General features: G+C 69.4%; 25 protein-coding genes. 13 read left to right on the forward strand and 12 right to left on the reverse strand.

Annotated features, from left to right (window positions below):
• Nucleotides 1-14: 14 nt before the first annotated feature.
• On the reverse strand, nucleotides 15-959 hold the full coding sequence (locus AB0M26_RS13435; RefSeq protein WP_365259268.1) for an SGNH/GDSL hydrolase family protein: 945 nt from the start codon (nucleotides 957-959) through the stop codon (nucleotides 15-17).
• A gap of 459 nt (nucleotides 960-1,418) precedes the next feature.
• Between AB0M26_RS13435 and AB0M26_RS13440 the strand changes: the two genes are divergently transcribed.
• Nucleotides 1,419-1,913, forward strand: coding sequence for a DUF3145 domain-containing protein (locus AB0M26_RS13440; protein ID WP_365259271.1), 495 nt, complete (start codon nucleotides 1,419-1,421; stop codon nucleotides 1,911-1,913).
• Between the two features lie 75 nt (nucleotides 1,914-1,988).
• Nucleotides 1,989-2,876: an NAD(P)-dependent oxidoreductase gene (locus tag AB0M26_RS13445; protein WP_365259274.1), complete on the forward strand. Its 888-nt coding sequence runs from the start codon at nucleotides 1,989-1,991 to the stop codon at nucleotides 2,874-2,876.
• 79 nt (nucleotides 2,877-2,955) lie between these two features.
• Here the strand turns inward: AB0M26_RS13445 and fabF are convergent, their stop codons facing one another.
• The 5 genes from fabF to AB0M26_RS13470 all read right to left on the reverse strand — a co-directional run bounded on the left by fabF (nucleotide 2,956) and on the right by AB0M26_RS13470 (nucleotide 7,899).
• Nucleotides 2,956-4,218, reverse strand: coding sequence for a beta-ketoacyl-ACP synthase II (gene fabF, locus AB0M26_RS13450; protein ID WP_365259277.1), 1,263 nt, complete (start codon nucleotides 4,216-4,218; stop codon nucleotides 2,956-2,958).
• 76 nt (nucleotides 4,219-4,294) lie between these two features.
• Nucleotides 4,295-4,543, reverse strand: a complete 249-nt coding sequence (locus tag AB0M26_RS13455) for an acyl carrier protein (protein ID WP_365259280.1) — start codon at nucleotides 4,541-4,543, stop codon at nucleotides 4,295-4,297.
• Between the two features lie 48 nt (nucleotides 4,544-4,591).
• Entirely contained in the window at nucleotides 4,592-5,626 is a 1,035-nt protein-coding gene (locus AB0M26_RS13460) for a ketoacyl-ACP synthase III (protein ID WP_365259283.1), read from the reverse strand.
• Between the two features lie 12 nt (nucleotides 5,627-5,638).
• Nucleotides 5,639-6,625 carry an ACP S-malonyltransferase gene (locus tag AB0M26_RS13465; RefSeq protein ID WP_365259286.1) on the reverse strand — a complete coding sequence of 329 codons (987 nt, stop codon included), beginning with the start codon at nucleotides 6,623-6,625 and terminating at the stop codon, nucleotides 5,639-5,641.
• An 89-nt stretch (nucleotides 6,626-6,714) separates the two neighbouring features.
• Complete coding sequence (locus AB0M26_RS13470; protein WP_365259289.1) at nucleotides 6,715-7,899, reverse strand: helix-turn-helix domain-containing protein; 1,185 nt, start codon at nucleotides 7,897-7,899, stop codon at nucleotides 6,715-6,717.
• Nucleotides 7,900-8,070: 171 nt separating this feature from the next.
• On the opposite strand from AB0M26_RS13470, the gene AB0M26_RS13475 reads away from it, so the two are divergent.
• Nucleotides 8,071-8,727: a pirin family protein gene (locus AB0M26_RS13475; protein ID WP_365259292.1), complete on the forward strand. Its 657-nt coding sequence runs from the start codon at nucleotides 8,071-8,073 to the stop codon at nucleotides 8,725-8,727.
• Between the two features lie 147 nt (nucleotides 8,728-8,874).
• Here the strand turns inward: AB0M26_RS13475 and AB0M26_RS13480 are convergent, their stop codons facing one another.
• Nucleotides 8,875-9,690, reverse strand: coding sequence for a serine hydrolase domain-containing protein (locus AB0M26_RS13480; protein ID WP_365259295.1), 816 nt, complete (start codon nucleotides 9,688-9,690; stop codon nucleotides 8,875-8,877).
• A gap of 159 nt (nucleotides 9,691-9,849) precedes the next feature.
• Here AB0M26_RS13480 and AB0M26_RS13485 point away from each other — a divergent pair, with 159 nt between their 5' ends.
• A complete protein-coding gene (locus tag AB0M26_RS13485) occupies nucleotides 9,850-10,305 on the forward strand; it encodes a MerR family transcriptional regulator (protein WP_365259298.1) in 456 nt (151 codons plus the stop codon).
• A gap of 3 nt (nucleotides 10,306-10,308) precedes the next feature.
• The gene (locus tag AB0M26_RS13490; protein WP_365259300.1) at nucleotides 10,309-11,343 is read left to right on the forward strand and encodes an aldo/keto reductase; all 1,035 of its coding nucleotides are present in this window, start codon (nucleotides 10,309-10,311) and stop codon (nucleotides 11,341-11,343) included.
• Nucleotides 11,344-11,444: 101 nt separating this feature from the next.
• Here the strand turns inward: AB0M26_RS13490 and AB0M26_RS13495 are convergent, their stop codons facing one another.
• The 3 genes from AB0M26_RS13495 to AB0M26_RS13505 form a co-directional block, all read right to left on the reverse strand.
• On the reverse strand, nucleotides 11,445-12,365 hold the full coding sequence (locus tag AB0M26_RS13495; RefSeq protein ID WP_365259303.1) for a DUF4429 domain-containing protein: 921 nt from the start codon (nucleotides 12,363-12,365) through the stop codon (nucleotides 11,445-11,447).
• Nucleotides 12,366-12,421: 56 nt separating this feature from the next.
• Entirely contained in the window at nucleotides 12,422-13,660 is a 1,239-nt protein-coding gene (locus tag AB0M26_RS13500; protein WP_365259306.1) for an alpha/beta hydrolase, read from the reverse strand.
• A gap of 181 nt (nucleotides 13,661-13,841) precedes the next feature.
• Nucleotides 13,842-14,564 carry a TetR family transcriptional regulator gene (locus tag AB0M26_RS13505; RefSeq protein ID WP_365259309.1) on the reverse strand — a complete coding sequence of 241 codons (723 nt, stop codon included), beginning with the start codon at nucleotides 14,562-14,564 and terminating at the stop codon, nucleotides 13,842-13,844.
• 116 nt (nucleotides 14,565-14,680) lie between these two features.
• Here AB0M26_RS13505 and AB0M26_RS13510 point away from each other — a divergent pair, with 116 nt between their 5' ends.
• Together AB0M26_RS13510 and AB0M26_RS13515 are read left to right on the forward strand one after the other, a co-directional pair.
• A complete protein-coding gene (locus tag AB0M26_RS13510; RefSeq protein WP_365259311.1) occupies nucleotides 14,681-16,282 on the forward strand; it encodes an MFS transporter in 1,602 nt (533 codons plus the stop codon).
• Nucleotides 16,283-16,840: 558 nt separating this feature from the next.
• A complete protein-coding gene (locus AB0M26_RS13515) occupies nucleotides 16,841-17,248 on the forward strand; it encodes a peptidase inhibitor family I36 protein (protein WP_365259314.1) in 408 nt (135 codons plus the stop codon).
• 310 nt (nucleotides 17,249-17,558) lie between these two features.
• Here the strand turns inward: AB0M26_RS13515 and aceE are convergent, their stop codons facing one another.
• Nucleotides 17,559-20,306, reverse strand: coding sequence for a pyruvate dehydrogenase (acetyl-transferring), homodimeric type (aceE, locus tag AB0M26_RS13520; RefSeq protein ID WP_365259317.1), 2,748 nt, complete (start codon nucleotides 20,304-20,306; stop codon nucleotides 17,559-17,561).
• A gap of 449 nt (nucleotides 20,307-20,755) precedes the next feature.
• Here aceE and AB0M26_RS13525 point away from each other — a divergent pair, with 449 nt between their 5' ends.
• The 6 genes from AB0M26_RS13525 to AB0M26_RS13550 all read left to right on the forward strand — a co-directional run bounded on the left by AB0M26_RS13525 (nucleotide 20,756) and on the right by AB0M26_RS13550 (nucleotide 25,433).
• Complete coding sequence (locus AB0M26_RS13525; protein ID WP_365259320.1) at nucleotides 20,756-21,196, forward strand: DUF3052 domain-containing protein; 441 nt, start codon at nucleotides 20,756-20,758, stop codon at nucleotides 21,194-21,196.
• A gap of 263 nt (nucleotides 21,197-21,459) precedes the next feature.
• The gene (locus AB0M26_RS13530; protein ID WP_365259323.1) at nucleotides 21,460-21,918 is read left to right on the forward strand and encodes a peroxiredoxin; all 459 of its coding nucleotides are present in this window, start codon (nucleotides 21,460-21,462) and stop codon (nucleotides 21,916-21,918) included.
• A 165-nt stretch (nucleotides 21,919-22,083) separates the two neighbouring features.
• Nucleotides 22,084-22,659, forward strand: a complete 576-nt coding sequence (locus tag AB0M26_RS13535) for a TerD family protein (protein WP_365259326.1) — start codon at nucleotides 22,084-22,086, stop codon at nucleotides 22,657-22,659.
• Between the two features lie 99 nt (nucleotides 22,660-22,758).
• On the forward strand, nucleotides 22,759-23,334 hold the full coding sequence (locus AB0M26_RS13540) for a TerD family protein (RefSeq protein WP_365259329.1): 576 nt from the start codon (nucleotides 22,759-22,761) through the stop codon (nucleotides 23,332-23,334).
• A 47-nt stretch (nucleotides 23,335-23,381) separates the two neighbouring features.
• Nucleotides 23,382-24,521: a DUF475 domain-containing protein gene (locus tag AB0M26_RS13545; RefSeq protein ID WP_365259332.1), complete on the forward strand. Its 1,140-nt coding sequence runs from the start codon at nucleotides 23,382-23,384 to the stop codon at nucleotides 24,519-24,521.
• A 177-nt stretch (nucleotides 24,522-24,698) separates the two neighbouring features.
• The gene (locus AB0M26_RS13550; RefSeq protein ID WP_365259335.1) at nucleotides 24,699-25,433 is read left to right on the forward strand and encodes a Tellurium resistance; all 735 of its coding nucleotides are present in this window, start codon (nucleotides 24,699-24,701) and stop codon (nucleotides 25,431-25,433) included.
• Between the two features lie 98 nt (nucleotides 25,434-25,531).
• Here AB0M26_RS13550 and AB0M26_RS13555 read toward each other — a convergent pair whose 3' ends face one another.
• Nucleotides 25,532-26,389: a TerD family protein gene (locus AB0M26_RS13555; protein WP_365259338.1), complete on the reverse strand. Its 858-nt coding sequence runs from the start codon at nucleotides 26,387-26,389 to the stop codon at nucleotides 25,532-25,534.
• Between the last annotated feature and the right edge of the window lie 145 nt (nucleotides 26,390-26,534).

Below are 26,534 nucleotides of genomic sequence, written 5' to 3' on the forward strand. Positions count from 1 at the left end.
GGCCCGGGAGCCGGTTACGCCACCGGTCCCTTGGCCGTGATGCGGCGGTAAGCGATCTCGGCCAGCCGCTCCTGGCCGTTCTTGCTCGGGTGGAACCAGTCCCAGGGGCTGAGCTGCTTCCCGCTGAAGCGGTAGCGGAAGACCTCCCCTCCGTCGTACCGGCACCGCGGCTCCTTGCCGCACACCTCCTTGAGCGCGGTGTTGTACGCCACCACCCGGTCGTACACCTGCTGACGGCGGGCCACCGACGCCTTGTCCAGGGCGTCCGGCTCGCTCAGCATCGAGGCGCAGATGCCGAGCTTCCACACCTGCTTGCCGAAGGGGTTCTGCCGGCCCTCGCTCCACAGCCGCTTGAGGTCCGGAACGCTCGACACGTACACCTGCGTTTTGGGAAGCGCGCGCCGGAGGGCGCGCAGCGCCTTCTCGAAGTCGGCGCGGAAGTCGGCGACCGGTGTCATGAGGCGGGTGCTGTCGCGGCAGGCGTCGTTCGCCCCGACCATCACCGTCACCAGGTCCGGCCGTTCGGTCACGGCCGCCGCCACCTGGCGCGGAAGGTCCTCCATACGTGCCCCGGACCGCGCGTGGTTCCAGCTGCTGCGTCCAGGGTTCTTGAGCAGCCGTCGCGCCAGACTGCCGACGCCGGGGTCCGTACCCGTCGCCCAGGACACCTCCGGGCAGTCGGTGAGGACGCCACAGGCGTCGAAACCGCGCGTGATGGAGTCACCCAGAGCAGCGATGGAGCGTGGGCTCGTGTCCCACTGAGGGGTGGGTTTGGGACTGGGCCTGCGGGAGGCCGACGAGGACCCTCCGCCCGGCGGCTCGCCCCCCTCGTCGACGGCGAGCCAGACGACCCCCGCGGTCCCGGCCAGCACCGCGCCTGCCACGAGCGCCGCGACAGCGCGGCCCCGGCGCTCACGCCGGGGTGTGCGCGGTTGTGCACGCTCGGGGGTGTCCCGCATCCGTGTCCTCCCCTCCAGCGGTGGCAAGGGTTTCGCTCCGCTTTCCCACATGGGGGACGTATCGGCCCGCTCGGACGTTCCCCGATCGGAGGCCGGGGGGCGTCCCAGCGAGTGAAAGCTTCGTCCAGATCCGCCCGGGACCGACCGTACGTCACACCTGGCCCTCCGCCGCACGGTAGCTTTTCCCCGTGGCGTCGGGGCGCTGCGCCTCGGGGAACAGCGACCTGACGACCCGTCGACCCAGAGGAGCGTGCGCCTCCCGGCAACCCGGAAATTACATCGCGTCACATGTTGTCCCTTTTGGCAAGAATTGCTCTCCGTAGTGTTTACTGCATGTGACCTCGGGAGCTGGTTCGGAAGGGACCCGTGGGGCAGGATGTCAAGTGCTGTCCCGGACACGACCGGTACGGGCACGAGGCCGCTGGGGAAGGCGAACCTCGTCCCACACTGGAGGTCCCGGTGACGACACGTGGAGTTCTCTACGTTCACTCCGCACCGCGTGCGCTGTGCCCGCACGTCGAATGGGCCGTCGCGGGCGTTCTCGGCGTGCGCGTCAGCCTCGACTGGATCAGGCAACCCGCCTCGCCCGGGACATGGCGGGCCGAGTTCTCCTGGCAGGGCGAGCCGGGCACGGCGTCCAAGCTGGCGTCCGCGCTGCGCGGCTGGCACCTGCTCCGCTTCGAGGTGACGGCCGAACCCTGCCCCACCGCCGAGGGCGAGCGCTACAGCTCCACACCCGACCTCGGCATCTTCCACGCCGTCACCGGCATCCATGGCGACATCCTGATCCCCGAGGACCGGCTGCGCGCCGCGATGGCCCGGGCCGGGCAGGGCGAGACCGACCTGGAGGCCGAGATCGCCAGGCTGCTCGGCAAGCCCTGGGACGACGAGCTGGAGCCGTTCCGGTACGCAGGGGAGGGCGCACCGGTCCGCTGGCTTCACCAGGTGGTCTGAGCACCCGGGTGGTGCGGCGGCCTCACGATGCGCCGTTCTGTGCCCGGGGCGGGCCCGTCGGCGTAGCGTGCCCTCATGCCTGACACCACCTCAGCGGCCGTTCTGGGAACCGGCATCATGGGGGCCGCGATGGCCCGCAACCTGTGCCGAGCGGGACTGGACGTCCGCGTCTGGAACCGCACCCGCGCCAAGGCCGAACCGCTGGCTGCCGACGGGGCGCGCATCGCCGACGATCCCGCCGCGGCCGTCGAGGGCGCCGATGTCGTCCTCACCATGCTCTACGACGGCTCGGCCGCGCTCGCCACGATGCGCGCGGCCGCTTCGGCCCTGGGCCCCGGAACCGTATGGGCCCAGTCCACGACCGCAGGCCTCGAGGCCATCGAATCCTTCGCCGCCTTCGCAGCCGAGCACGACCTGTTGTTCGTGGACGCGCCCGTCCTCGGCACCCGTCAGCCCGCGGAGCAGGGTCGGCTCACGGTCCTCGCCTCGGGCCCCGGGGAAGCCCGAACCCTCCTGGCACCCGTCTTCGGCGCGATCGGCAGCCGTACGGTCTGGGTGGCGGAGGACGGTGCGAGCGGAGCCGCGACGCGGCTCAAACTCGTCTGCAACAGCTGGGTCCTGGCCGTCAACAACGCCACCGCGGAGGCACTCGCCCTCGCCGAGGGCCTCGGCGTCGAACCCCAGGGCTTCCTCGACGTCATCGAGGGCGGGGCGCTGGACTGCGGCTATCTCCGCACCAAGGCCGCGGCCATCATGTCCGGTGACTACGCACCGAACTTCACGGTGACGACGGCCGCCAAGGACGCCCGTCTGATCGTCGAGGCGGGGGAGCGGGCCTCGGTACGGCTGGACCTGGCCCCGGCAGGGGCCGAACGGCTGCTCCGCGCCGAACAACAGGGCCACGGGGAGGAGGACATGGCGGCGAGCTGGTTCGCGAGCTTCCCGGAGCGACCGCGTTCTTGAAGCGGCCCCGCGCCCCGGGTGACGATGCAGCGGCCCCTGCCCGGCACAGCGCACAGGGCAGGGGCCGTGAAGCCTCGGATCAGACGGTCCGGAACGCCAGGACGACGTTGTGGCCGCCGAAGCCGAACGAGTCGTTGAGCGCCGCGATGGTGCCCTCCGGAAGGGCACGGGCCTCGCCGCGTACGACGTCCGCGTCCGCCTCGGGGTCGAGCTTCCGGATGTTGATCGACGGCGGGGCGAGCCGGTGGTGCAGTGCGAGAACGGTTGCGACAGTCTCGATACCGCCCGCGCCACCGAGGAGGTGACCGGTCATCGACTTGGTGGCCGACAGGGCCATGTGGTCGACGTCGTCACTGAAGATCTTCCGCAGCGCCTTGATCTCGGCCACATCGCCCTGCGGCGTGGAGGTGGCGTGCGCGTTGATGTGCATGATCTCGGCCGGCTTGAGATCGGTGCCGTCGAGGAGGTTCTGCAGCGCATGCGCGATGCCGTTGCCGGACGGCTCGGGCTGCGTGATGTGGTGGGCGTCCGCGGAGATGCCCTGGCCGAGCGCCTCGGCGTAGACCCGCGCGCCGCGCTTGGCGGCGTGCTCTGCCGACTCCAGCACGACGACGCCGGCGCCCTCGCCGAGGACGAAGCCGTCACGGCCCTCGTCGTACGGCCGAGAGGCGCCCTCGGGGTCGTCGTTGTTCTTCGACATCGCCATCATGTTGCCGAACGCGGCGATCGGCAGCGGATGGATGGCGGCCTCGGTGCCGCCCGCGACGACGACGTCGGCGCGGCCGGTGCGGATCATCTCGATCGCGTAGCCGATGGCCTCGGCACCCGACGCACAGGCGCTGACCGGAGTGTGCACGCCCGCGCGGGCGCCCACCTCCAGACCGACGTTGGCGGCAGGGCTGTTGGGCATGAGCATCGGCACCGTGTGCGGGGAGACACGGCGTACGCCCTTCTCCCGCAGCACGTCGTACTGGTCGAGGAGCGTGGTGACCCCGCCGATGCCGGAGGCGATGACCGCGCCCAGCCGGTCCGGGTCCATCGCGGCGTCCTCGCCGGCCTTGGCGGTGAAGCCCGCGTCGGCCCAGGCCTCACGGGCGGCGATCAGCGCGAACTGCGCCGAGCGGTCCAGCTTGCGCGCCTGCGGCCGGGCGATGACCTCGCCCGGCTCGACAGCGATCTGTGCGGCGATCCGGACCGGAAGGTCGACGGCCCAGTCCTGCTTGAGCGCGCTGACACCCGAACGCCCGGCCACCAGGCCTTCCCAGGTCGATGCGCTGTCGCCACCCAGCGGTGTGGTTGCGCCGATACCGGTGACGACCACAGTGCGATTGGTCGCGTTCACAGGAATTCTTTCTCCACGTGTAGAGGGGTCCGAATCGACGGCGCCACCGCGGGGTGGCGACAGGCGCTCGGCTGGATCAGTCCTGGTGCTTGAGGATGTAGTCGACGGCGTCGCCGACGGTCTTGAGGTTCTTGACGTCGTCGTCCGGGATCTTCACGTCGAAGCGCTCCTCGGCGGCAACGACGACCTCGACCATGGACAGCGAGTCGACGTCCAGGTCGTCGGTGAACGACTTCTCACGCTCGACATCCTCGGTGGGGATGCCGGCGATCTCGTTCACGATCTCCGCGAGACCTTCGAGGATCTCTTCCTGGGTGGCGGCCATGGAGGCGCTCCTTCTGTGTCTTTCGCTTTCGCTGGTTGTGGATCTTGGCTAAGGGAGGGTAACGACCGTGGCGGCGTAGACGAGACCCGCCCCGAAGCCGATGACAAGCGCGGTGTCGCCGCTCTTGGCCTGCCCGGTCGCCAGCATCCGCTCCATTGCGAGCGGAATGGAGGCGGCCGAGGTGTTGCCGGTGGTCTCCACGTCCCGGGCGACCGTGACGTGCTCCGGCAGTTTGAGTGTCTTCACCATCGAGTCGATGATCCGCATGTTGGCCTGGTGCGGAATGAAGACGTCCAGGTCGTCCGGGGTGATTCCGGCCGCGTCCAGCGCCTGCTGGGCGACCTTCGCCATCTCGAACACCGCCCAGCGGAAGACCGTTTGGCCCTCCTGGCGGATCGCCGGGAACTTCAGCTCCCCGTCCTCGTCGAGCGGCAGCTGGGAGACGTCGCCGACGCGGAAGTCGTCCCAGGGGACGGTCTGCGAGATGACGTCGGCCTTGTCGCCCTCGGAACCCCAGATGCTGGGGCCGATCTCGGGCTCCTCGGACGGGCCGACGACGACCGCGCCCGCACCGTCCCCGAAGAGGAAGGCGGTGGAGCGGTCCGTCACATCGGTGAGGTCCGAGAGACGCTCGACGCCGACCACGAGCACATGCTCGGCGCTGCCTTCTGTGATGAGGCCCTTGGCGATCGTCAGGCCGTAGCCGAAGCCCGCGCAGGCCGCCGAGATGTCGAACGCGGCAGCCTTGCCCGCGCCGAGACGGTGCGCGATCTCGGTCGCGATGGACGGGGTCTGCTTGAAGTGCGAGACCGTCGAGATGATGACGGCGCCGACCTGTTCGGCGGTGATGCCCGCGGACGCAATGGCCTTGCCCGCGGCCTCCACCGACATCTCGGCGACCGTCTCGTCCGGCCCGGCCCAGTGACGCGTCGCGATGCCCGAACGCGAACGGATCCACTCGTCGGAGGAGTCGATGTGCTTGAGGATCTCCTCGTTCGGCACCACGCGCGTGGGGCGGTAGCCGCCGACGCCGAGGATTCGCGCGTACGGGGAACCCTTGCCGGGCCTGATCTTCGCGGTCATGCTGCGCGGCTCCTATTCGGCGGTCTGGTCGGCGGACGAGACGCCCACCGCGTCAGCGGATGACGGGGCGGCCGACGTGGCGTCGACGATGAGCTCGCGAGCTGCTTCGAGGTCGTCCGGGGTCTTCAGGGCAACGGTCTTCACTCCGGGCAGGGCGCGCTTGGCCAGACCGGAGAGTGTGCCGCCCGGGCACAGTTCGATCATTCCGGTGACACCGAGCCGCTGGAACGTCTCCATGCACCGGTCCCAGCGGACCGGGTTGGAGACCTGGTCGACAAGGCGCTGCACGATCTCCCCACCGCCGGCGACGACTTGGCCGTCCTTGTTGGAGACGTACGCTGTGCTCGGGGCGTTGACGTCGAGGTCCGGCACGAGGGCGGCCAGCGTGTCGACCGCCGGGGCCATGTGGTGCGTGTGGAACGCGCCGGCCACCTTCAGCGCGATGACGCGCGCCTTCTCCGGCTTGTTCCCGGCGAGTGCGGCCAACTGCTCGGCGGTGCCCGCGGCGACGATCTGCCCGGCGCCGTTCATGTTCGCCGGGGTCAGGCCCAGTTCCTCCAGGTGCGCGACCACCGTTTCGGGTTCGCCGCCCAGAACCGCCGACATCCCCGTCTCGGCCACGGCCGCCGCCTTCGCCATGGCCAGGCCCCGCTGGCGTACGAGAGACATGGCTGCCTCCGGTGCCAGCACGCCGGTCGCGGCGGCCACCGTGATCTCACCGACGCTGTGACCCGCCGCCGCACCGGCGAGGCGGCCGACGTCGGCGGGGGTCGCGAAGAGCTGCTGGGCCGAGACCAGTCCAGCGGCGACCAGCAGCGGCTGGGCCACTGCGGTGTCGCGGATCGCGTCCGCGTCGGCCCGGGTGCCGTAGTGCACGAGGTCCAGTTCGGTGGCGGCCGACCATTCCTCGAGGCGCTCGGTGACGCCGGGGAGGTCGAGCCAGGGTGTCAGGAAGCCGGGCGCCTGGGCGCCCTGGCCGGGAGCGACGAGTACGAGCACTCTCACACTCTCTCTTGTGGACGGTCGGTATCGCCGGTGGGGACAGGGACCAAGAACCGTCAGGGGAATTGTGGGTGTCCAACAAAAGGCTAGAGCTTGGTTTCCGCGTCGGCCAGACGCCCCAGAATGAGGGCGATACGGAGGGTGAACGCCGACCGTACATCGGACGGCGACCATCCGGTGACATCGGTCACACGTCGAAGCCGGTAGCGCACGGTGTTGGGGTGCACGAACAGCATCCGGGCGGCGCCCTCGAGGCTGCTCGCCTGTTCCAGGTAGACGCTCAGGGTTTCCAGCAAAGCCGAACCGGCTTCCTCCAGCGGTCTGTAGATCTCCTCCACCAACTGCTCGCGCGCGCCTGTGTCCCCGGCCATCGCCCGCTCGGGCAGCAGATCGTCCGCGAGGACCGGACGCGGCGCGTCCGGCCAGGCGTTGCAGGCGCGCAGGCTGGCGGCCGCCGCCTGCGCGGACCGGGTCGCCGATAGCAGGTCGCCGACGACAGGACCCGCGACGACGGGACCGGCGGCGAACGGACCGATCAGCGCCTTCGCCGTACGGAGCGGGTCGTTGCTGCCGCCGGCGATCACGACGAGCCGGTCCCCCAGAACCCCGGTGAGAACCTGGAGTTTGGCGTGCCGGGCGGCACGGCGGATCGCCTCGACGGTCAACTCGCTGTCGCCGTCGGGGGCGGTGCCCAGGACGACGATGACGTGTTCCGGGGAGTTCCAGCCGAGGGCGGCCGCGCGGGACAGGGCACCCTCGTCGGCCTCGCCGGAGAGCACGGCGTTGACGACGAGCGATTCGAGCCGGGCGTCCCAGGCTCCGCGGGCCTCTGCGGCCTGGGCGTACACCTGCGCGGTGGCGAAGGCGATCTCGCGCGCGTACACGAGCAGGGCCTCGCGCAGAGCGGACTCGTCACCGGGGGCCGCCACCTCGTCGATGGCGGACTCCATGACCTCGATGGTGGTGCGCACCATCTCCACGGTCTGGCGGAGCGTGATGGCCCGGGTCAGCTCGCGGGGCGCGGTGCCGAAGACATCGGTGCTGATGGCCTGCGGGGTCTCCGGGTGCCGGAACCACTCGGTGAACGCGGCGATGCCCGCCTGCGCGACGAGACCGATCCAGGACCGGTTCTCGGGAGGCATGGCGCGGTACCACGGCAGCGTCTCGTCCATGCGGGCGATGGCGTTCGCGGCGAGGCGGCCGGAGGACTTCTCCAGCCGCCGCAGGGTCGCGGCGTGGGGATGAGCGTCAGCGGATCCGGTATCAGGCACGGGACAAGACTGCCTCATCGCAGAGAGCGGGCGGTGCGGCGGGGGCGGCGGAACGCACGGTATGTGGCGGGAGAGACTCACGGGGCGTACGGGGCGGCAGGGCTCCGCCGGTGCGCGCGGACGGTGAGGGGACGGCGCGGCAGCGTCACCGCGCGCGGTTACGGTGGGGTGATGGCTGAGGTATGGCGGGGCCGAGATCGCTACCGGGGCGGAGATGCGGCGGCGGGTATCGAGACGCTGCACGCATTCTCCTTCGGCCACCACTACGACCCGGGCAATCTGCGCTTCGGAGCGCTCATGGCCTGCAACGAGGAACGCCTCGCGTCCGGTGCGGGCTTCGACGAGCACCCGCACCGGGACGTGGAGATCGTCACCTGGGTCGTCGAGGGCGAACTCACCCACCGCGACTCGCAGGGCCACGCGACCGTCGTCCGCGCCGGTGACGTGCAACGCCTCAGCGCCGGCAGCGGCGTACGGCATGTGGAGCGCAACGACGCCGACGAGCGGCTCACGTTCGTGCAGATGTGGCTCGAACCGTCATGCCGGCCGGGCGGCGAGCCGGAGTACGAGGTGGTGCGCGGTATCGCCGACGGCACGCCCTATGCGCTGGAGCGCGCGGAAGCCGTGCTCAACATCCGCCGCCTCGCCGCCGGAGAGCGCAGCGCCCTGCCGGACGCGCCGCGGGTGTACGTGCATGTGGTGCGCGGCGCCGTACGCCTGGACGAGGCGACGCTGGGCCCGGGCGACGCGGCCAGGATCACCGGATGCGAGGACCGCGAGATGGCGGCGGTTGACGGCGCGGAGCTGCTGGTCTGGGAACTCCGGTAGCGTGTACGGCTCTCCGGTCCCCACCGGTGACGGCCACCGGTGGTGCTCTCCGGTCAACGACGGCGTCCGCGGGTCACCGGTGGCAGCGAGGCCCGTTGCCGCTGGGCCGAACGGGCGGGCCGGTGCCGGGAGTTCGGTTCGGCGGAGTCAGACGGACAGCTCGGCGAGCACGGCGTCCGTGAAGGACGGCCAGCCCTCGATCGCCCACGGCCCGAAGGGCCGGTCGGTCAGCGCCACGCACGCCACGCCGGCGTCCGGGTCCACCCACAGGAACGTGCCGGACTGTCCGAAGTGCCCGAAGGTGCGCGGTGAGGACGAAGAGCCCGTCCAGTGAGGCGACTTGGAGTCCCGGATCTCGAACCCCAGTCCCCAGTCGTTCGGCTTCTGGTGCCCGTAGCCGGGGAGCACGCCGGACAGGCCCGGGTGCACCACGGACATCGCCTCGGCGACCGTCCGCGGGTGCAGCAGCTGTGGTGCCTGGAGCTCGGCGGCGAACCGGGAAAGGTCGGCGATGGTGGAGACGCCGTCCTTCGCGGGGGAGCCGGGCAGATCGGTGGAGGTCATGCCGAGCGGCTGCAGCACGGCCTGCCGCAGATACTCGGCGAAGGGGATGTCCGTGGCCTTGGCGATGTGGTCGCCGAGCACCTCGAAGCCCGCATTGGAGTACAGGCGGCGCGTGCCCGGCTCCGCCGTCGCACGGTGCTCGTCGAAGGCGAGGCCCGAGGTGTGCGCGAGCAGGTGGCGCACCGTCGACCCCTGCGGCCCGGCGGGCTCGTCGAGTTCGACCGCGCCCTCCTCGTAGGCCACGAGGGCGGCGTAGGCGGCCAGCGGCTTGGTGACCGAGGCGAGCTGGAAGCGGTGGTCCACCGGGCCCCGGGAGCCGGCGACCGTGCCGTTCGCCCGTACGACGGCGGCGGCCGCGGTCGGGACCGGCCAGTTCTCGATCATGCGCAGGCTCTGCATGAGCCCGAGCCTAACGCGGGCCTCCAAGGCGTCCCGCAGTGGCCGGAATCCATCGCCTCTCTCCGGGCGTCTTCGCTTGCCTGGAGTGCACTCGAAGTCTTTAGCGTTGACGCTGTCGCGAGGGTTTCCAGGGCTTCGGCCGGCGAAGGATGGTGACGCATGACCGTGGCGGAAGGCGTGTCCGAGCAGGTGGACCTGGGCGTCGCGGCTCCGGCTCCGCGCCCGCGCCCGGAGGGCGGGGACCGCTACACGATCAGCGAGGTCGCGGCCTGTTCCGGCCTGACGGCCCACACCCTGCGCTGGTACGAGCGGATCGGCCTGATGCCGCATGTGGACCGGTCGCACACCGGCCAGCGCCGGTACACCGATCAGGACCTCGACCGGCTCGCCTTCATCGGCAAGCTGCGGCTGACCGGGATGCCGGTCGCGGACATGGTCCGCTACGCCGAGCTGGTGCGGGAGGGCGACCACACGGTCACGGAGCGCCACCGGCTGCTGCACGCGCACCGCGACGACGTGCGGCGGCGGATCGCCGAGCTGCAGGACACCCTCGCGGTGCTGGACTACAAGATCGGCATGTATGCGGACGCCCAGGAGGCGTCGGAGAGGTCCTGACCGATGAGCACAACCGGTACCCACAGCAACGATGAGATCGCCGCAGTGACGCTGGGCACGGCCGGCCCCAGGGTCGGCGTGCAGGGGCTCGGCTGCATGGGCATGAGCTTCGCCTACGGCCCGACGGACGAGACCGAGGCGCGGGCCACTCTGGAGCGGGCGCTGGCACTGGGCGTCACGCTCTACGACACCGCCGATATGTACGGGTTGGGGGAGAATGAGAAGTTCATAGCCCCGTTCGTGCGGGCCCACCGCGAACAGGTCGTGCTGGCCACGAAGTTCGGCATCGTCCTGGACCCGGACAACCCGGCGTACCGGGGCATCAGGAACGACCGCGAGTACGTCCGGGCATCGGCCGAGGCCAGCCTGCGGCGGCTCGGGGTGGACACGATCGACCTGTACTGCATGCACCGGCGGGATCTGAACGTCCCCATCGAGGCGACGGTCGGCGCGATGGCCGAGCTGGTGCAGGAGGGCAAGGTCCGGCATCTGGGCCTGAGCGAAGTGACGGGCGACGAACTCCGGGCGGCCCATGCGGTGCACCCGATCGCGGCGGTGCAGTCGGAGTGGTCGGTTTTCAGCCGTGATGTGGAGGAGACGGTGGTCCCCGCGGCGGCCGGACTCGGAGTGGCGTTCGTGCCCTACTCGCCGCTCGGACGAGGCTTCCTCACGGGCTCGTTCGTGAACGCCGGGAGCGAGCTCGGGGCGGACGACTTCCGCAGGACGCTGCCCCGGTTCAACGGCGACAACGCGGCGGCGAACGCAGCGCTGCTCGATCCGGTGCGCTCGATCGCCGAGGCGCGGGGCGTGACGCTCGGACAGGTCGCCCTGGCCTGGGTGCAGCAGCGGGCCGGATTGCACGGCCTGCCCGTCGTACCGATCCCGGGCACACGCAGCCGGAGCCGGGTGGAGGAGAACACCGCGGCGACGCGGCTCGTCCTGACCGAGCAGGAGCTGGCGCTGCTGGAGCCGGTCGCGGGCAAGGTCGCGGGCGATCGGTACCCGGACATGAGCTTCGCCTCGGCGGGGCGCGAGTAAGGACGCTTGCGGTGGGAAACCGCTGCTGACGTGGGTGGTTCACGGAAGGCCGGGCGGCGCGGACGGCAGCGCGGGTGCACCGCACACCGGGGCACCGGGCGCTACAGCTCCGCGAGCAGCTCGGCCTTCTTCGAGCTGAACTCGTCGTCCGTCAGCAGCCCCGCATCGTGCAGCGCGCCCAAGTGCCGGATGCGGTCGGCGATATCGCCCGGGTCCGGGCGGCCCTTCGGGGTCACCGTCATGGTCGTGACGGTCGCCCGCGGCCCGGCCGGCATCGTGTCCTCATCCGGCTCAGCGGCCCGTACGGCCTCCAGCACCGAGGCCGCGAACGGCAACGACTCGTGGACCAGGCCGTAGCCGAGCCCGAAGACGACAGCCGCCGGATCCTGGTCCGCCTCACCGGGCTGCTCCGTACGGGACGTGCACCCCGCGCCGTCGGCCCCCTCGCGTCGCACCAGACGCAGATGGCCGTTGAAGACCTCCGGGGAGCGCCACTCCACCCCGGTCAGTTCCTCGACGGAGAAGTTCTGGTCCCCGGCCTTCCACTTCGCCGACGACGCGCCCGTCCAGAACCAGCGGAAGGCGACCGCCTTCCCGTCGAAGGACGCCTTGCCGTCGTATGCCTTGAAGTTGAGCGGCGGCGGGGGAGCGCTGACCAGGTACTCGTCGGCGGGAGCGGACGCGGATCCGCCCAATGCGGCCCGCATCTGATCCGCGTAGTACTCGGCGAGGACGTCGCGCTCGGCGGGCAGCACCAGCCGGTACGGGTCGCAGCCGTCCTTGAGCTGTCCGTCCGCGGCGTCCATGAGCGGGTCGGCGCCGCGCCGGGGCACGGCACGCAGCACGACCGTCCCCCGCTTCCCGGGGGTGAGTTCGACCGCGGCCAGCGCTTCGTAGGGGATGCGCCGCTCGCCGAGCACCTGGAACAGCTTCGGCGTGCGGATCCCCCGTTCGAAGCGGATGAGCACGGAGTCCGTGTCGAACTCCCAGACGGTGTGAAAACCGGCCAGCACATCACCCATGCGGCTCATCGTATGCGGCGGCGGTCCGCCCGTCCCCCTTCTGAACGCTACGCGCGTCAAACCTCTACGGAGCCCGGGATTCCGGCACGGCAGTCCGTCGCCGACCCGGGCGCGCAGTCGACGGACCGCAAGGCGCCTACCCCGATCTCGGCAAAATTCTCCAGGCTCCTGGTGCCGGGTTCGAAGTAGCCGGCGTGGCCGACGGCGCCGTCCGCGGAGAGCACCCGGGCGCCGAAGCCCTCGGACACCGGGTCCGCGCCGTGCCCCAGTTCGCCGATCTCCATGTACGGCACGTCCTGGATCCAGTCGTCCGCATCGCGCGTCGCCCATACGCGGGCGCGCGTGCCGAGCCCCACCGCGTTCTGCGCCCGCATGCCCGGGCTCCCGGCCACGGCGATGTCGGTGACCTTGGGGGAGAGCGAGTGGGCTGCGACGCCGCACACCACGGAACCGTACGAGTGGCAGAAGAGGGAGACGCGGGAGGCGTCGGTCAGCGTGTCGACGAAGGAGTCCAGCCGGACGGCCCCGTTCTCGGCGAGCCGCCCGGTCGCGGCGTCCACACCGAGCCCTGCGGGCGAGGTGTAATCGGCCCAGGCCACCACAGCCGTACGGATGCCCGGACGTTCGGCGCGCTCAGCCTCGTACAGGGAGCGAGCCATGCCGACGGGGGAGGTGTACGGGCGGTCGGTGCGTTCGAAATTCACCAGATTGGTGTCCACGCCGGGGACGACCACGGAGACCTCATGGGCCTTCTTCAGGTCACCGAAGACCTCGGCGGCGCGCCCCGGTCCCGTCGGATCGAACGACAAGACTTGCCGGCCCTTGGTGAGCATCGACTCGAACCGATGCATAAGACGCCCGGCCTCTTGGCGGCCCACGGCGGAGAGTTTGCGGTCCTTCATCCGCTTCTCGGCCACGCGCCGGGCATCGTCGATCGCGAAGTGGTTCGCACGGTAGCGCAGTTCCACAGGGGCGCCGCCCAGATTGCCCACGACCAGCGGGAATCGCTCGGCCAGATGGTTGCGGTCGGCCCCGGTGAGCGAGCGGAAGAACCGGGAGAGCTCGGCAGGCTCGGCCTCGGGGTCGGGAAGGTCACGACCGCCTATGCGCGCCTTGTTCCAGGCGGCGACGGCCGCTTCACGCGGTCCTGGCGACGGATGGTGGTTCCGGATCGTCGTCCAGCCGGTGGTGGCCAGGAGGACGAACACGACGGCCAGAGCGAGCAGTGCACGCCAGGCCGGGGAGTCGCCGGGCCAGGAAGTCGAGGTGGAGCCGAGCTCAGAGAAGGAAGACACTGCCGACCACCCTAAGAGAAGCACAGGGTGGCCCGTGGAGGGGGTGACACAACTCACGTTTCATGACGGTGCAATTACCGTCACATCGGACGACGGTCATTCGGGCCGCTTCAATGCCTTTACGGTGAGTTGTGCCATGCCCTGGGGTGATGCCCGCCATTCATGGGGGTGTTCGCGTTCGTCACTCCGGACGATGCGCCCGATCGGTGCGGGCTGCGTCGCGCCAGTCCTCCGACAGCGCGGGTCCCAAGTGGTCCAGGTAGGACTCGGTGATCTCGCGGATCGCGTCCGAGCTGCAGTCCTGCCCCGCGCCCCAGAGCCTGCCGCTCACGCGCATCACACCGCCGAACGCCGCTACGAGCACGCGCGGACGCGGGTCGCTGTCCACGTCGAGGCCTTCTCGGCGGGCGATTTCCCGGGCGAGCCGCTCTTCCTGCTCTGCCGAACGGCGCAGATGGACCGCGAGAAGGGCGGGTGTGGACTCGATGACCTGGTACATGCGCATGTGCAGTTCGGGCGGCACGGCTTCCTCGATGGCCTGCCCGATGGCGTCCCAGGCGTGCAGAACGGCGTGACGCAACGCGGTCATCGGCGGTTCTTCGGCGGGGCGTTCGCATACGGCGGCGTGGAACAACTCCTCCACCACGTCCTGGACGGCGAAGGCCACCTCTTCCTTGTTGGCGAAGTAGCGGAAGAAGGTGCGCTGCGAGACCTCGACGGCATCGGTGATCTCGTCCACCGTCGTCTGCTCGTAGCCCTGCGTCGTGAACAGTTCGAGCGCCGATCGGACCAGCGCGTTGCGCGTGCGCTGCTTCTTCAGCTCCCTGAGGCCGGTGGTCGGCTCCGGCTCCGCGGGTCGAGGCGTGGGGGACGGTGTGGACTCCGCCACATGCCGAGAAGTCATCTCCCTGCCCTTTCCGGACCGCGTTTTCCCTGATCAGGATACCTGTGAGCTATGTGACAGTCACCGACTCGTGAATTGGTTTGTCAACTGTCAGTAGCTGTCACTAGCCTCCCATTATGACGTCACAGACCACCGTCGCCGACGCGGCGCCGGAACTTCCTGTACCGGAGCCCCGTAAGGGGCTTCGGGGACACCCTTGGCTGACCCTCTTCTCCGTCGCACTCGGCGTCACGATGGTCGCCCTCGACGGCACGATCGTCGCGATCGCCAACCCGGCGATCCAGAAGGACCTCGGTGCGTCGCTGGCCGATGTCCAGTGGATAACCAACGGCTACCTGCTCGCGCTCGCCGTCGCCCTGATCACGGCCGGCAAGCTCGGTGACCGCTTCGGCCATCGCCAGACCTTCCTCATAGGCATCACGGGCTTCGCCGCGGCCTCGGGTGCCATCGGGCTCTCCGGCAGCGTGGCCACCGTGGTGGCCTTCCGCGTGATCCAGGGCCTGTTCGGCGCGTTGCTGATGCCCGCAGCGCTCGGTCTGCTGCGCGCCACTTTCCCCGCGGAGAAGCTCAACATGGCGATCGGCATCTGGGGAGCCGTCATCGGTGCTTCCACCGCGGCCGGTCCGATCGTCGGCGGCCTGCTCGTCGAGCACGTCAACTGGCAGTCGGTGTTCTTCATCAATGTGCCGGTCGGCCTTGTGGCGCTGCTCCTCGGCCTGATCATCCTCAGGGACCACCGGGCGGAGAACGCCGCCAAGTCCTTCGACATCCCCGGCATCGTGCTGCTGTCGGGCGCGATGTTCTCGCTCATCTGGGCGCTCATCAAAGCCCCCGCGTGGGGATGGGGCGACCCGGCGACCCTGATCTTCCTCGGAGCCGCCCTCGCCGGCTTCATCGTTTTCGCGCTCTGGGAGTCCAGGGTGCGCGAACCGCTCATCCCGCTCGGCCTGTTCCGCTCCGTGCCGCTCTCCGCCGGCACCGTCCTCATGGTGCTCATGGCCTTCGCGTTTCTGGGCGGGCTGTTCTTCGTCACCTTCTACCTGCAGAACGTGCATGGGATGAGCCCTGTGGACAGCGGGCTGCACCTGCTGCCGCTCACGGGCATGATGATCGTCGCCTCGCCGATCACCGGCGCACTGATCACCAGGTTCGGCCCGAGGATCGTCCTCGTCGCCGGAATGGTGCTCACCGCTGTCGCGATGCTCGGCCTGTCCGCGCTCGACGTGAACACCGGCACCGGCGTCATGTCCGTGTGGTTCTCCCTTCTCGGCCTGGGCCTCGCACCGGTGATGGTCGGTGCGACGGACGTCATCGTCGGCAACGCACCGCTGGAGCATGCGGGTGTCGCGGGCGGTCTCCAGCAGGCAGCGATGCAGGTCGGCGGCAGCCTCGGTACGGCCGTGCTCGGCGCCGTGATGGCGGCCCGGGTGGACAACGACCTGCCGGGCAACTGGACGGAGGCCGGTCTTCCGCCGCTGACCCCGGAGCAGTCGGCGAAGGCCTCCGACGCGGTCTCGGTCGGCATCCCGCCGGTCACCGAGCAGACGCCGCCGGCCATCGCCGCCAAGATCACGGACGTGGCGCATGACACCTTCGTGTCGGGCATGGGGCTGTCGTTCACGGTGGCCGGGGTGGTCGCGGTGCTCGCCGCTCTGATCGCGACGCTCACCAAGCGGGGCGAGAACGCGCAGCCCGGTGCCGGAGGCGGGCACATCTAGCGTCGCTCGGCACGACGGTTCTCCGGGTGCGGTACGCGCTGGGGGCTCCCGTGAGGACGATTGGATAGAAGGGGCCGAGTGTCTTGCTCGGTCCCTTGCGCGCGTTCGGGAGACGTTGCGGAGGGGCGTTCCTTCTCGGCGGTTGTGCACCTTTGCACCTCTGCACCTCTGCGCCTTTACGCCTTTGCGGCTGTGCGGCTGTGCGGCTATGCACCTGCGGCTGTGGGCTGTGGGCTGTGGGCTGTGGGCTGTGGGCTGTGGGCTGTGGGCTGTGGGGGCTGCTGGGACGACGCGCGGTCGGCTTCTGTGACCGGATGGCGAACTCCCGTGCCGTGACCCGGAACCCGGAGCGGGTCTGCGGTGTAAGAGAAGCAGAACCGCAGAACACGGGGAGTGATGAAGATGCGTAAGACAGCTGCAGACACGCCGAGGGCGACCGAACCCTTCAATGCGGCAGGTACCGGCGGGAGGGGCGTTGCGGTTGACTGCGACGGTGCCGGGGCACGGCGGGGCCCGGCCCGTACGTCCGCAAGGGTCGCCTTTCGCGCCCGGGTTGCAGTGCTGATCGCGGTGTTCGCGGCCGCTCTGCTTCCCAGTGCATTCGTCACCGCGGCTTCCGCGGCTCCTACGGCTTCCGTGGCCTCCACGGCTTTCGCGGCACCATCGGCCGCCGCTGCTCCGAGGCTTGGCGGCTGCGAGGCGGGCCAACTATGTCTCTGGCAGAAGGACTCATTCGGCTCCCGTCGTCTTACCTATGAGCTGTCGCAGATCGACATCGAGAGTTGTGTGCGGCTGCCGCGCGGCATCGCGGCAGCCTCGCTGGCGAACCGCACCGGCAGGCCCGTCACCACGTATCAGAGCGCGGAGTGCGCCGAGACGGGTGAATTCGAAACCTATCCGGGCGGCGGCACGTGGGTGCCCCAATCCCCTTACCAGGTACGGGCTTTCAAGGTCTGGGAGAGCTGAGGGATGGGAGAGCGCGAGGCCCGGGAGAGCCGAGGGGGCCACCAGGCCTGAGTTCGGCGGAGCTGAAGGTTCGTAGAGCTGAGGTCTGGAAGAGCTGAACTCTCAGGGAAGGAAGCCGTGATGAGGACATACGACAAGGGGCCCTCGGCGACGCATCCCGCGGCCGCATCGTCCCTCAGAGCACCGACCGCCCGCTGGTCTTGCGCATGCGTCCGTGGTGTCGTGGGCGCTCGCCCACGGGTACGGGCCCCGCTCGGCCCCGGCCGGGCGAGCCGGTCGGGGCCGAGGAGATGGTGTGCGATGCGGGAGGTTACGCGTCCCCGCCCGCGGGGCCGGGGTCGGCGGCCGCGACGTCGAGGAGCTGGTAGCGGTCGATCGCCTGCTTGAGCACCGAGCGGTCGATCTTGCCTTCCTTGGCGAGCTCGGTGAGCACTCCGAGGACGATCGACTGGGCGTCGATGTGGAAGAACCGGCGGGCCGCACCACGGGTGTCGGCGAAGCCGAACCCGTCGGCACCGAGGGACTGGTAGGTGCCCGGTACCCAGCGCGCGATCTGGTCCGGGACCGCCCGCATCCAGTCGGACACGGCCACCTTGGGGCCCTCGGCGTCCTGGAGCTTCCGTGTCACGTACGGGACGCGCTGCTCCTCCTCCGGGTGGAGCAGGTTGTGCTCCTCCGTCTCCACGGCGTCGCGACGCAGCTCGTTCCAGGAGGTCGCCGACCAGACGTCCGCCTTGATGTTCCAGTCGTCGGCGAGGATCTGCTGCGCCTCGAGCGCCCACGGCACCGCCACGCCGGAGGCGAGGATCTGAGCCGGGATGGCCCCGTTCTCGCCCGCCCGGAAGCGGTGGAGACCCTTGAGGATGCCCTCGACGTCGACACCGCTGGGCTCGGCAGGGTGCTGGATCGGCTCGTTGTAGACGGTGAGGTAGTAGAAGACGTCTTCGCCATGGGGGTGATCGTCGGAGGAGCCGTACATCCGGCGCAGACCCTCCTTGACGATGTGGGCGATCTCGAAGCCGAACGCCGGGTCGTAGCAGACGGCGCCCGGGTTGGTCGAGGCGAGCAGTTGCGAGTGGCCGTCGGCGTGCTGGAGACCCTCACCGGTCAGCGTCGTACGGCCGGCGGTCGCGCCGAGGACGAAGCCGCGCGCGAGCTGGTCGGACATCTGCCAGAACTGGTCGCCCGTGCGCTGGAACCCGAACATCGAGTAGAAGACATACACGGGGATCAGCGGTTCGCTGTGCGTCGCATAGGCGGAGCCCGCCGCGATCAACGAGGCGGTGCAGCCCGCCTCGGAGATGCCGTCGTGCAGCATCTGTCCGGTCGGCGATTCCTTGTAGGCGAGCAGCAGCTCACGGTCCACGGACTCATAGGTCTGACCCAGCGGGTTGTAGATCTTCGCCGTCGGGAACAGCGAGTCCATGCCGAAGGTGCGGTACTCGTCCGGGGCGATCGGCACGAACCGCTTGCCGATCTCCTTGTCCCGCATGAGGTCCTTCAGTAGCCGGACGAACGCCATCGTCGTGGCGATCTTCTGGCTGCCGGAGCCCTTCTTGATCGAGGCATAGGCCTTGTCGTCCGGCAGGTTGAGCGGCTTCGAACGCACCAAACGGGTCGGTACGTAGCCACCGAGGCCCTTGCGCCGGTCGTGCATGTACTGGATCTCGTCCGAGTCGCGGCCGGGGTGGTAGTACGGCGGGGCACCGGACTCCAGCTCCTTGTCCGGGATCGGCAGGTGCAGCCGGTCGCGGAAGCCCTTGAGGTCGTCGAACGTCAGCTTCTTCATCTGGTGGGTCGCGTTGCGGCCCTCGAAGTTGGGGCCGAGCGTCCAGCCCTTGACGGTCTGCGCGAGGATCACGGTCGGCTGGCCCTTGTGCGCCTGGGCCGCCGCGTACGCCGCATAGATCTTCCGGTGGTCGTGACCGCCGCGTCCCAGATGGAGGATCTGGTCGTCGGTCATGCCCTCGACCATCTGGCGCAGGCGGTGGTCGTCACCGAAGAAGTGGTCGCGGATGTAGGCGCCGGTCTCGGTCGCGTACGTCTGGAACTGACCGTCGGGGGTGGTGTTCAGCTTGTTGACCAGCACACCGTCGCGGTCCTGCGCGAGCAGCGGGTCCCAGCTGCGGTCCCACACCAGCTTGATCACGTTCCACCCGGCGCCGCGGAAGACCGACTCCAGCTCCTGGATGATCTTGCCGTTGCCGCGCACCGGGCCGTCGAGGCGCTGCAGGTTGCAGTTGACGACGAAGGTCAGGTTGTCCAGGCCCTCGCGCGCCGCAAGGGTGAGCTGTCCCAGCGACTCGGGCTCGTCCATCTCACCGTCGCCGAGGAAGGCCCAGACGTTGGACTTGGAGGTGTCCGCGATGCCCCGCGCCTCCATGTAGCGGTTCATCCGGGCCTGGAAGATCGCGCCGAGCGGGCCGAGACCCATGGAGACGGTCGGGAACTCCCAGAAGTCCGGCATGGACCGCGGGTGCGGGTAGCTGGACAGGCCGTAGGGCGCCTTCGACTTCTCCTGCCGGAAGCCGTCGAGCTGCTGCTCGTTCAGCCGGTCCAGCAGATAGGCGCGGGCGTAGATGCCGGGGGAGGCGTGCCCCTGGAAGAAGACCTGGTCGCCGCCGTCGCCCTGGTCCTTGCCGCGGAAGAAGTGGTTGAAGCCCACGTCGTAGAGCGACGCCGAGGAAGCGAAGGTGGCGATGTGGCCGCCGACACCGATGCCCGGGCGCTGCGCACGGGAGACCATCACCGCGGCGTTCCACCGGGTCGCGTTGAGGATCTTGCGCTCGATCTCCTCGTTGCCGGGGAAGAACGGCTCGCTCTTCGTCGCGATGGTGTTGACGTAGTCGGTACTGCGCATCTCGGGCACGGCCACGCGCTTCTCGCGGGCTCGCTCGATCAGGCGGAGCATCAGGTAGCGGGCACGCTCGCGGCCTCGCTCGTCGACCGCTGCGTCGAGCGAGTCGAGCCATTCCCGGGTCTCTTCGGGATCAAAGTCCGGGACCTGGCTGGGAAGGCCGCCAATGATGATCGGGTTGCGATCGGATCCGGAAGCCACGCTGTTCCTTCGCTGTTCGGTAGTGCTCTGCTGGGTCGCGCCGCCTCCATCGTGTACCTCCGAAGGCGGAAACGTCATCTCTACCGAGGGGTAACCGCCACCGTGTGAGACGGGGCGTTGCTCGGCGTCGCCGGACGGGAGACGGCCAAATCGCAACGATACGCCCACGTCGTCGCATCCTTGCGTACTGCTGTTCGCCGCCGGGCCGGTCCGTTCCCGTGCCGGGGTGGCGACGCGAGGGGAACACGACCCCACAAACCGGGCAGAATCATGTGGCGTGAATCACCCCAGCCGTTCCTTCATGATGGGAGTTACGGCGACACGTCAACGTTTGGGCGGGATCGGCGGCCGGGTACTTGCGCGAACAGCCCGGCCCGTGTGGACTACGCCCAATGGCTCGCGCACGCGCGAGCCGACAGACATTCCCAGGACATGACAGGAGGCAATCCGTGAGCGCGACCGCGGACCACGCGGAGGAGCGGACCAACCCTGCCGCGAGGCTGGGTTTCCAGCCCGGACAGGTGGTCCAGGAGATCGGCTACGACGACGACGTCGAGCAGGAGCTCCGCGAGGGTATCGAGGCCGTCACCGGCCAGGAGCTCGTCGACGAGGACTACGACGACGTGGCCGACGCCGTTGTTCTGTGGTTCCGCGAGGACGACGGCGACCTGACGGACGCGCTGGTGGACGCCACCACGATGATCGACGCCGGAGCCCCGGTGTGGCTGATGACGCCGAAGACCGGGCGTGACGGATACGTCGAGCCGAGCGACATCGGCGAGGCCGCGCAGACCGCCGGCCTGGCGCAGACCAGCAGTGTCAATGCGGGCAAGGACTGGACCGGCAGCCGCCTGGTCACTCCCAAGGCCGCCCGCACCGGCAAGCGATAACCCCTCCACACTGCGGACCGTCCCGGCTGCCGCCACGTCGGCCCGGGCGCGGTGAGGGCTGCTCCGCGGTGAGGGCTGCTCCGCGCTGAGGGCCGCTCCGGCCGGCCCACCCGTCCGCGCCGCGGTGACGCCGCCCGTGCCGCCCTGCCCCGGGGCGCCGTGCCGGGGCGGGCGCATGCGGTGACAGACTGGGCTGCGAAACCGCAGGTGCCGGGTCGGGCACGTGCCCGACCCGGCTCTTTCCGAGAGGGGACCCAGGACTCATGGCGATCGAGGTCGGCGCGAAGGCTCCGGACATCGAGCTGAAGAACCAGCACGGCGAGGCCGTGCGGCTCTCGGACTACCGGGGCGAGAAGAGCGTCGTACTGCTCTTCTATCCGTTCGCGTTCACCGGCGTCTGCACCGGCGAACTGTGCGCCCTGCGTGACGAGCTGCCGAAGTTCGTCAACGACGACGTGCAGCTTCTCGCCGTCTCCAACGACTCCCCGTTCACGCTCCGGGTCTTCGCCGAGAAGGAGGGTCTGGACTACCCCCTTCTCTCGGACTTCTGGCCACATGGCGAGGCCTCGCGGGCGTATGGCGTCTTCGACGAGGAGAAGGGCTGCGCCGTGCGCGGCACCTTCATCATCGACAAGGAGGGTGTGGTGCGCTGGACGGTCGTCAACGGTCTGCCCGACGCCCGCGACCTGAACGAGTACATCAAGGCCCTGGACAACCTATAGCCGGGGCGGGAGGAGAGCCGCCCCTCCCGCGGCCGCGACCCGGAACCACCCCAAGTCGGTCGAAAGGCTGTGGTCAGGGGAACCGCTCACTAGGATCAGTTCGTTGATCCGATGCCAACGCACGACGGGGGCACGCAGTGCTCCTCGATCTCAATGGGAGGACTCGTGGGAGTCAGCCTCAGCAAGGGCGGCAACGTCTCGCTGACCAAGGAAGCCCCCAACCTGACCGCGGTGATCGTCGGTCTGGGCTGGGATGCCCGCACCACCACCGGCACCGACTTCGACCTCGACGCCAGCGCCCTGCTGGCGAACGCCGAGGGCAAGGTCTCGAACGACCAGAACTTCGTCTTCTTCAACAACCTCAAGAGCCCCGATGGCTCCGTCGAGCACACCGGTGACAACATCACCGGTGAGGGCGAAGGCGACGACGAGCAGATCAAGGTCAACCTGTCCGCCGTGCCCGCGGATGTCGAGAAGATCGTGTTCCCGGTGTCGATCTACGACGCCGAAACCCGTCAGCAGAGCTTCGGCCAGGTCCGCAACGCGTTCATCCGCGTCGTGAACCAGTCCGACAACAATGAGCTGGCGCGCTACGACCTGAGCGAGGACGCCTCGACCGAGACCGCCATGGTCTTCGGCGAGCTGTACCGGCATGGCGGGGAATGGAAGTTCCGCGCCATCGGCCAGGGCTATGCCTCGGGCCTGCGCGGCATCGCGCAGGACTTCGGCGTCAACGTCTGATCTGCAGCAGAGTACGGGCCCGGCCGCCGCATCCACGAAGCCCCAGGGGCCGAGGGTGCGGCGGCCGGGCATCGGAGCACCAGGGGAGGATGCAGAATCATGGGCGTCACACTCGCCAAGGGAGGCAATGTCTCCCTCTCCAAGGCAGCGCCGAATCTCACGCAGGTGATGGTCGGCCTCGGCTGGGACGCACGCTCGACCACGGGCGCGCCGTTCGACCTCGACGCCAGCGCACTGCTGTGCCGGTCGGGGCATGTGCTCGGTGACGAGTACTTCGTCTTCTACAACAACCTCAAAAGCCCGGACGGCTCGGTCGAGCACACCGGCGACAACCTCACCGGCGAGGGCGACGGCGATGACGAGTCGATCCTGGTCGACCTCTCCAAGGTGCCCGCCCAGGTCGACAAGATCGTCTTTCCCGTGTCGATCCACGACGCGGACGCCCGCGGGCAGACCTTCGGCCAGGTCAGCAACGCGTTCATCCGCGTGGTGAACCAGGCCGACGGCCAGGAGCTGGCGCGCTACGACCTGAGCGAGGACGCGTCCGGCGAGACCGCGATGATCTTCGGCGAGGTCTACCGGTACGGCGGTGAATGGAAGTTCCGGGCGGTGGGCCAGGGGTACGCGTCGGGGCTGCGCGGCATCGCTCTAGACTTCGGGGTCAACGTTTCGTAAAGTCCGCGCACTGCGCGCGGGGGACCCCGCTAACGATTGGGTAGCCAGTGCTTCTGAGAACCTTTGGCTGGTCGTTCGCCATCACGGCGATCGGTCTCGCCGCGGCCGCGTGGGGCTGGGGATGGGAGGCCTTCGGGATTGTCCTGATCCTCTCCGTCCTCGAGATCTCGCTGTCCTTCGACAACGCGGTCGTCAACGCCGGCGTGCTGAAGAAGCTGAACGCCTTCTGGCAGAGGATCTTCCTCACCGTCGGCATCCTCATCGCCGTCTTCGGAATGCGCCTCGTCTTCCCGGTCGTGATCGTCGCGATCAGCGCCAAGGTCGGCCCGATCGAAGCCGTCGATCTGGCGATCAAGAAGCCGAACACCTACGAGGATCTGGTCACCGACGCCCACGCGGCCATCGCCGCGTTCGGTGGCATGTTCCTGATGATGATCTTCCTCGACTTCATCTTCGAGGAGCGGGACATCAAGTGGCTGGGCTGGATCGAGAAGCCGCTCGCCCGGATCGGCCGGATCGACATGCTGTCGGTGTGCATCGCCCTGATCGCCCTGCTGCTCTCGGCTATGTACTTCGCCCCCGAGGCCCATGTGAGCTCGGGCCACGCCGACAAGTCGGCCACGGTCCTGCTCTCCGGTGTCGCGGGCCTGATCACCTATCTCCTCGTGGGCGGACTCTCCGGCCACTTCGAGAACCGACTCGAGGAAGAGGAGGAGCGCGAGCAGGAGGCCGAGGAGGAGGCCAGGAAGGCGGGGAAGGAGCCGACCGTGATCGGCCTCGCCGGCCGGGCCGCGTTCTTCATGTTCCTCTACCTCGAGGTGCTCGACGCCTCGTTCTCCTTCGACGGAGTCATCGGCGCCTTCGCCATCACCAACCACATCTTCTGGATGGCGCTGGGTCTCGGCATCGGCGCGATGTACGTCCGGTCGCTCACGGTGTACCTGGTCCGCCAGGGAACCCTCGACGACTACGTCTACCTGGAGCACGGCGCGCACTACGCCATCGGCGCGCTCGCCGTCCTCCTTCTCGTCACCATCAAGTTCCAGGTCAACGAAATCGTCACCGGTCTCATCGGTGTCGCCCTGATCGCCTGGTCCTTCTGGGATTCGGTGCGCCGCAACCGCGCCCTCGCGGAGGAGGAGGGCGGCACGTCCGAGGAGAAGTCCGAGGTCTCTTCGGGAGTGTGATCGCGGCCCGAATGAGGAACGCTCTCTGATGCGGGGCGGCTACGAGGCACTGAGCCTGGTGGCCGCCCCGATCGGTTGGGAGAACGGCCCGGCACGGGATCGCTCGGGCCGGCCGGAATGCGGGGGCGGACGGGTCGGTGCGTGCCGTCCGGGATCGTCGATGAATGGGGGTAGGAAGTGTCGTTCTGGAGCAACTGGCGGTTCGGCGGCGGGAACGGCTTCGACAGCGGCAGCGTGTCCTCGTACGCGATCGAGCTGACGAAGCGACGGCAGGTCGTCTCGCTCACCAAGCAGGGCGCGGCCACAGGCAATCTGCGCGTCAATCTGTCCTGGCGGATGCGGACTTCGGACATCGGCGGATCCGGGCGGAGCAGCAGCCTGCTGCGCCATCCGTTCAAGCTGTTCAAGCCCGAGATCGTGCAGGCCCAGGGCCCGGCGGTAGTGCAGATCGACCTGGACCTCGCCTGTCTCTACGAGCTCAAGGACGGTACGAAGGGTGTCGTACAGCCGCTCGGCAGCTTCTTCGGCGACATCAACTCGCCGCCGTATGTGAAGCTCAGCGGCGATGACCGGTTCGGATCGGGGTCTGGCGAGACGATCTACATCAACATGGACCACCGGGACGACTTCAAGCGTCTGTTGGTCTTCGTCTACATCTACGACGGCACGCCGGCCTTCGACCGCACCCACGCGGTCGTCACGCTCTACCCCAGCAACGGTCCGCGGATCGAGATCGGACTCGACGAGCGCGCCCCGCAGGCCCGTTCGTGTGCCGTGGTGCTGATCGAGAACACCAAGGGCGAACTGACCGTCCGGCGCGAGGTGAAGTACGTCTACGGCTTCCAGGCCGAGCTCGACCGCCTCTACGGGTGGGGGCTCCAGTGGGGCCGCGGCTACAAGAGCAAGGTCTGAGGGGCGACACCCGGAGCCGAGCCCGAGGAGCCGGCGGAACGGGGTCCGAGCCGGAAGCAGCGCCTCCGTCCGCGTCCTGGCCGGGGGCCGCGGCGGCCTCAGGGGTGCTGCTGGAACTGGGGCCCCTGCGGCGGCAGCGTGAAGGCGGGCGCCGGATGCTGCGGGTATCCGTACGCGGGCTGCTGCGGGTAGCCGTAGGCGGGCTGCCGCTGCGGTGGGGCCGGAGGCGGCAGCGGATATCCGTAGCCCGGCTGGACCGGCTCCGTGACGGGTGCCGGTTCCGGCTGGGGCTGCGGCTGCGGCCGCGGTTGGGCCTGGGGTTGCGGCTGTGCCTGGAGTGCGTCCTGCGACGGGGGCTGCGGCTGGGGCGGGGCGGAGGGCTCCTGCCCGGCGGCATCGGACGCCGCGTCGCTCTCGTCCACGGAGATGCCGAACTCCGTGGCCAGGCCGACCAGTCCGGTCTCGTAGCCCTGCCCCAGCGCGCGGAACTTCCAGCCGTCCCCGCGCCGGTAGAGCTCGCCGCAGATCAGTGCCGACTCGTCGCCCGTCTCCGGCCGCACGTCGAATGTCGCGATCGGCTCCGCGCCGGCCGCCGCCCCCGCGTCATACAGCAGCACCCGCAGGTCCCGCACCAGTCCGAACGGGCCGCCGTCCGCCGAGGCCGCGAGCACCACGCGGTCCACCGAGGCGTCCAGCGCGGCGAGGTCCGCCTCGACGGTGTCGGTCAGACCCTCCGCCAGCCGCTGCTTCGACAGATGCCGGACCAGGCCGGAGGGGTGGTGCGGCTGGTTGTAGAAGACGAAGTCCTCGTCCGAGCGCACGCGGCCGTGGGAGCCCAGCAGCAGGGCCGAGGCGTCCACATCCGGCACGTCCGGGCCCGGCGTCCAGCGCAGCACGGCCCGTACGGCCGTTGCCTCGAGCGGGAGGTTGGACCCCTTCAGCATCACGTGCGTCATGGCCGCAATCCTGCCCTCCCGGTAGTGGCCACGACAACGTGGGATGCCGTGCTGGTGCGGTCGGGGGGAGGAGCGGACCCGGGCGCACAGCGCGCGCGGTTCTGGGGGAGAGAACTCCGCCGATGCACGCGGGCCACCTGTTTTT

Source organism: Streptomyces sp. NPDC051776, from assembly GCF_040681345.1.
GTDB lineage: Bacteria > Actinomycetota > Actinomycetes > Streptomycetales > Streptomycetaceae > Streptomyces.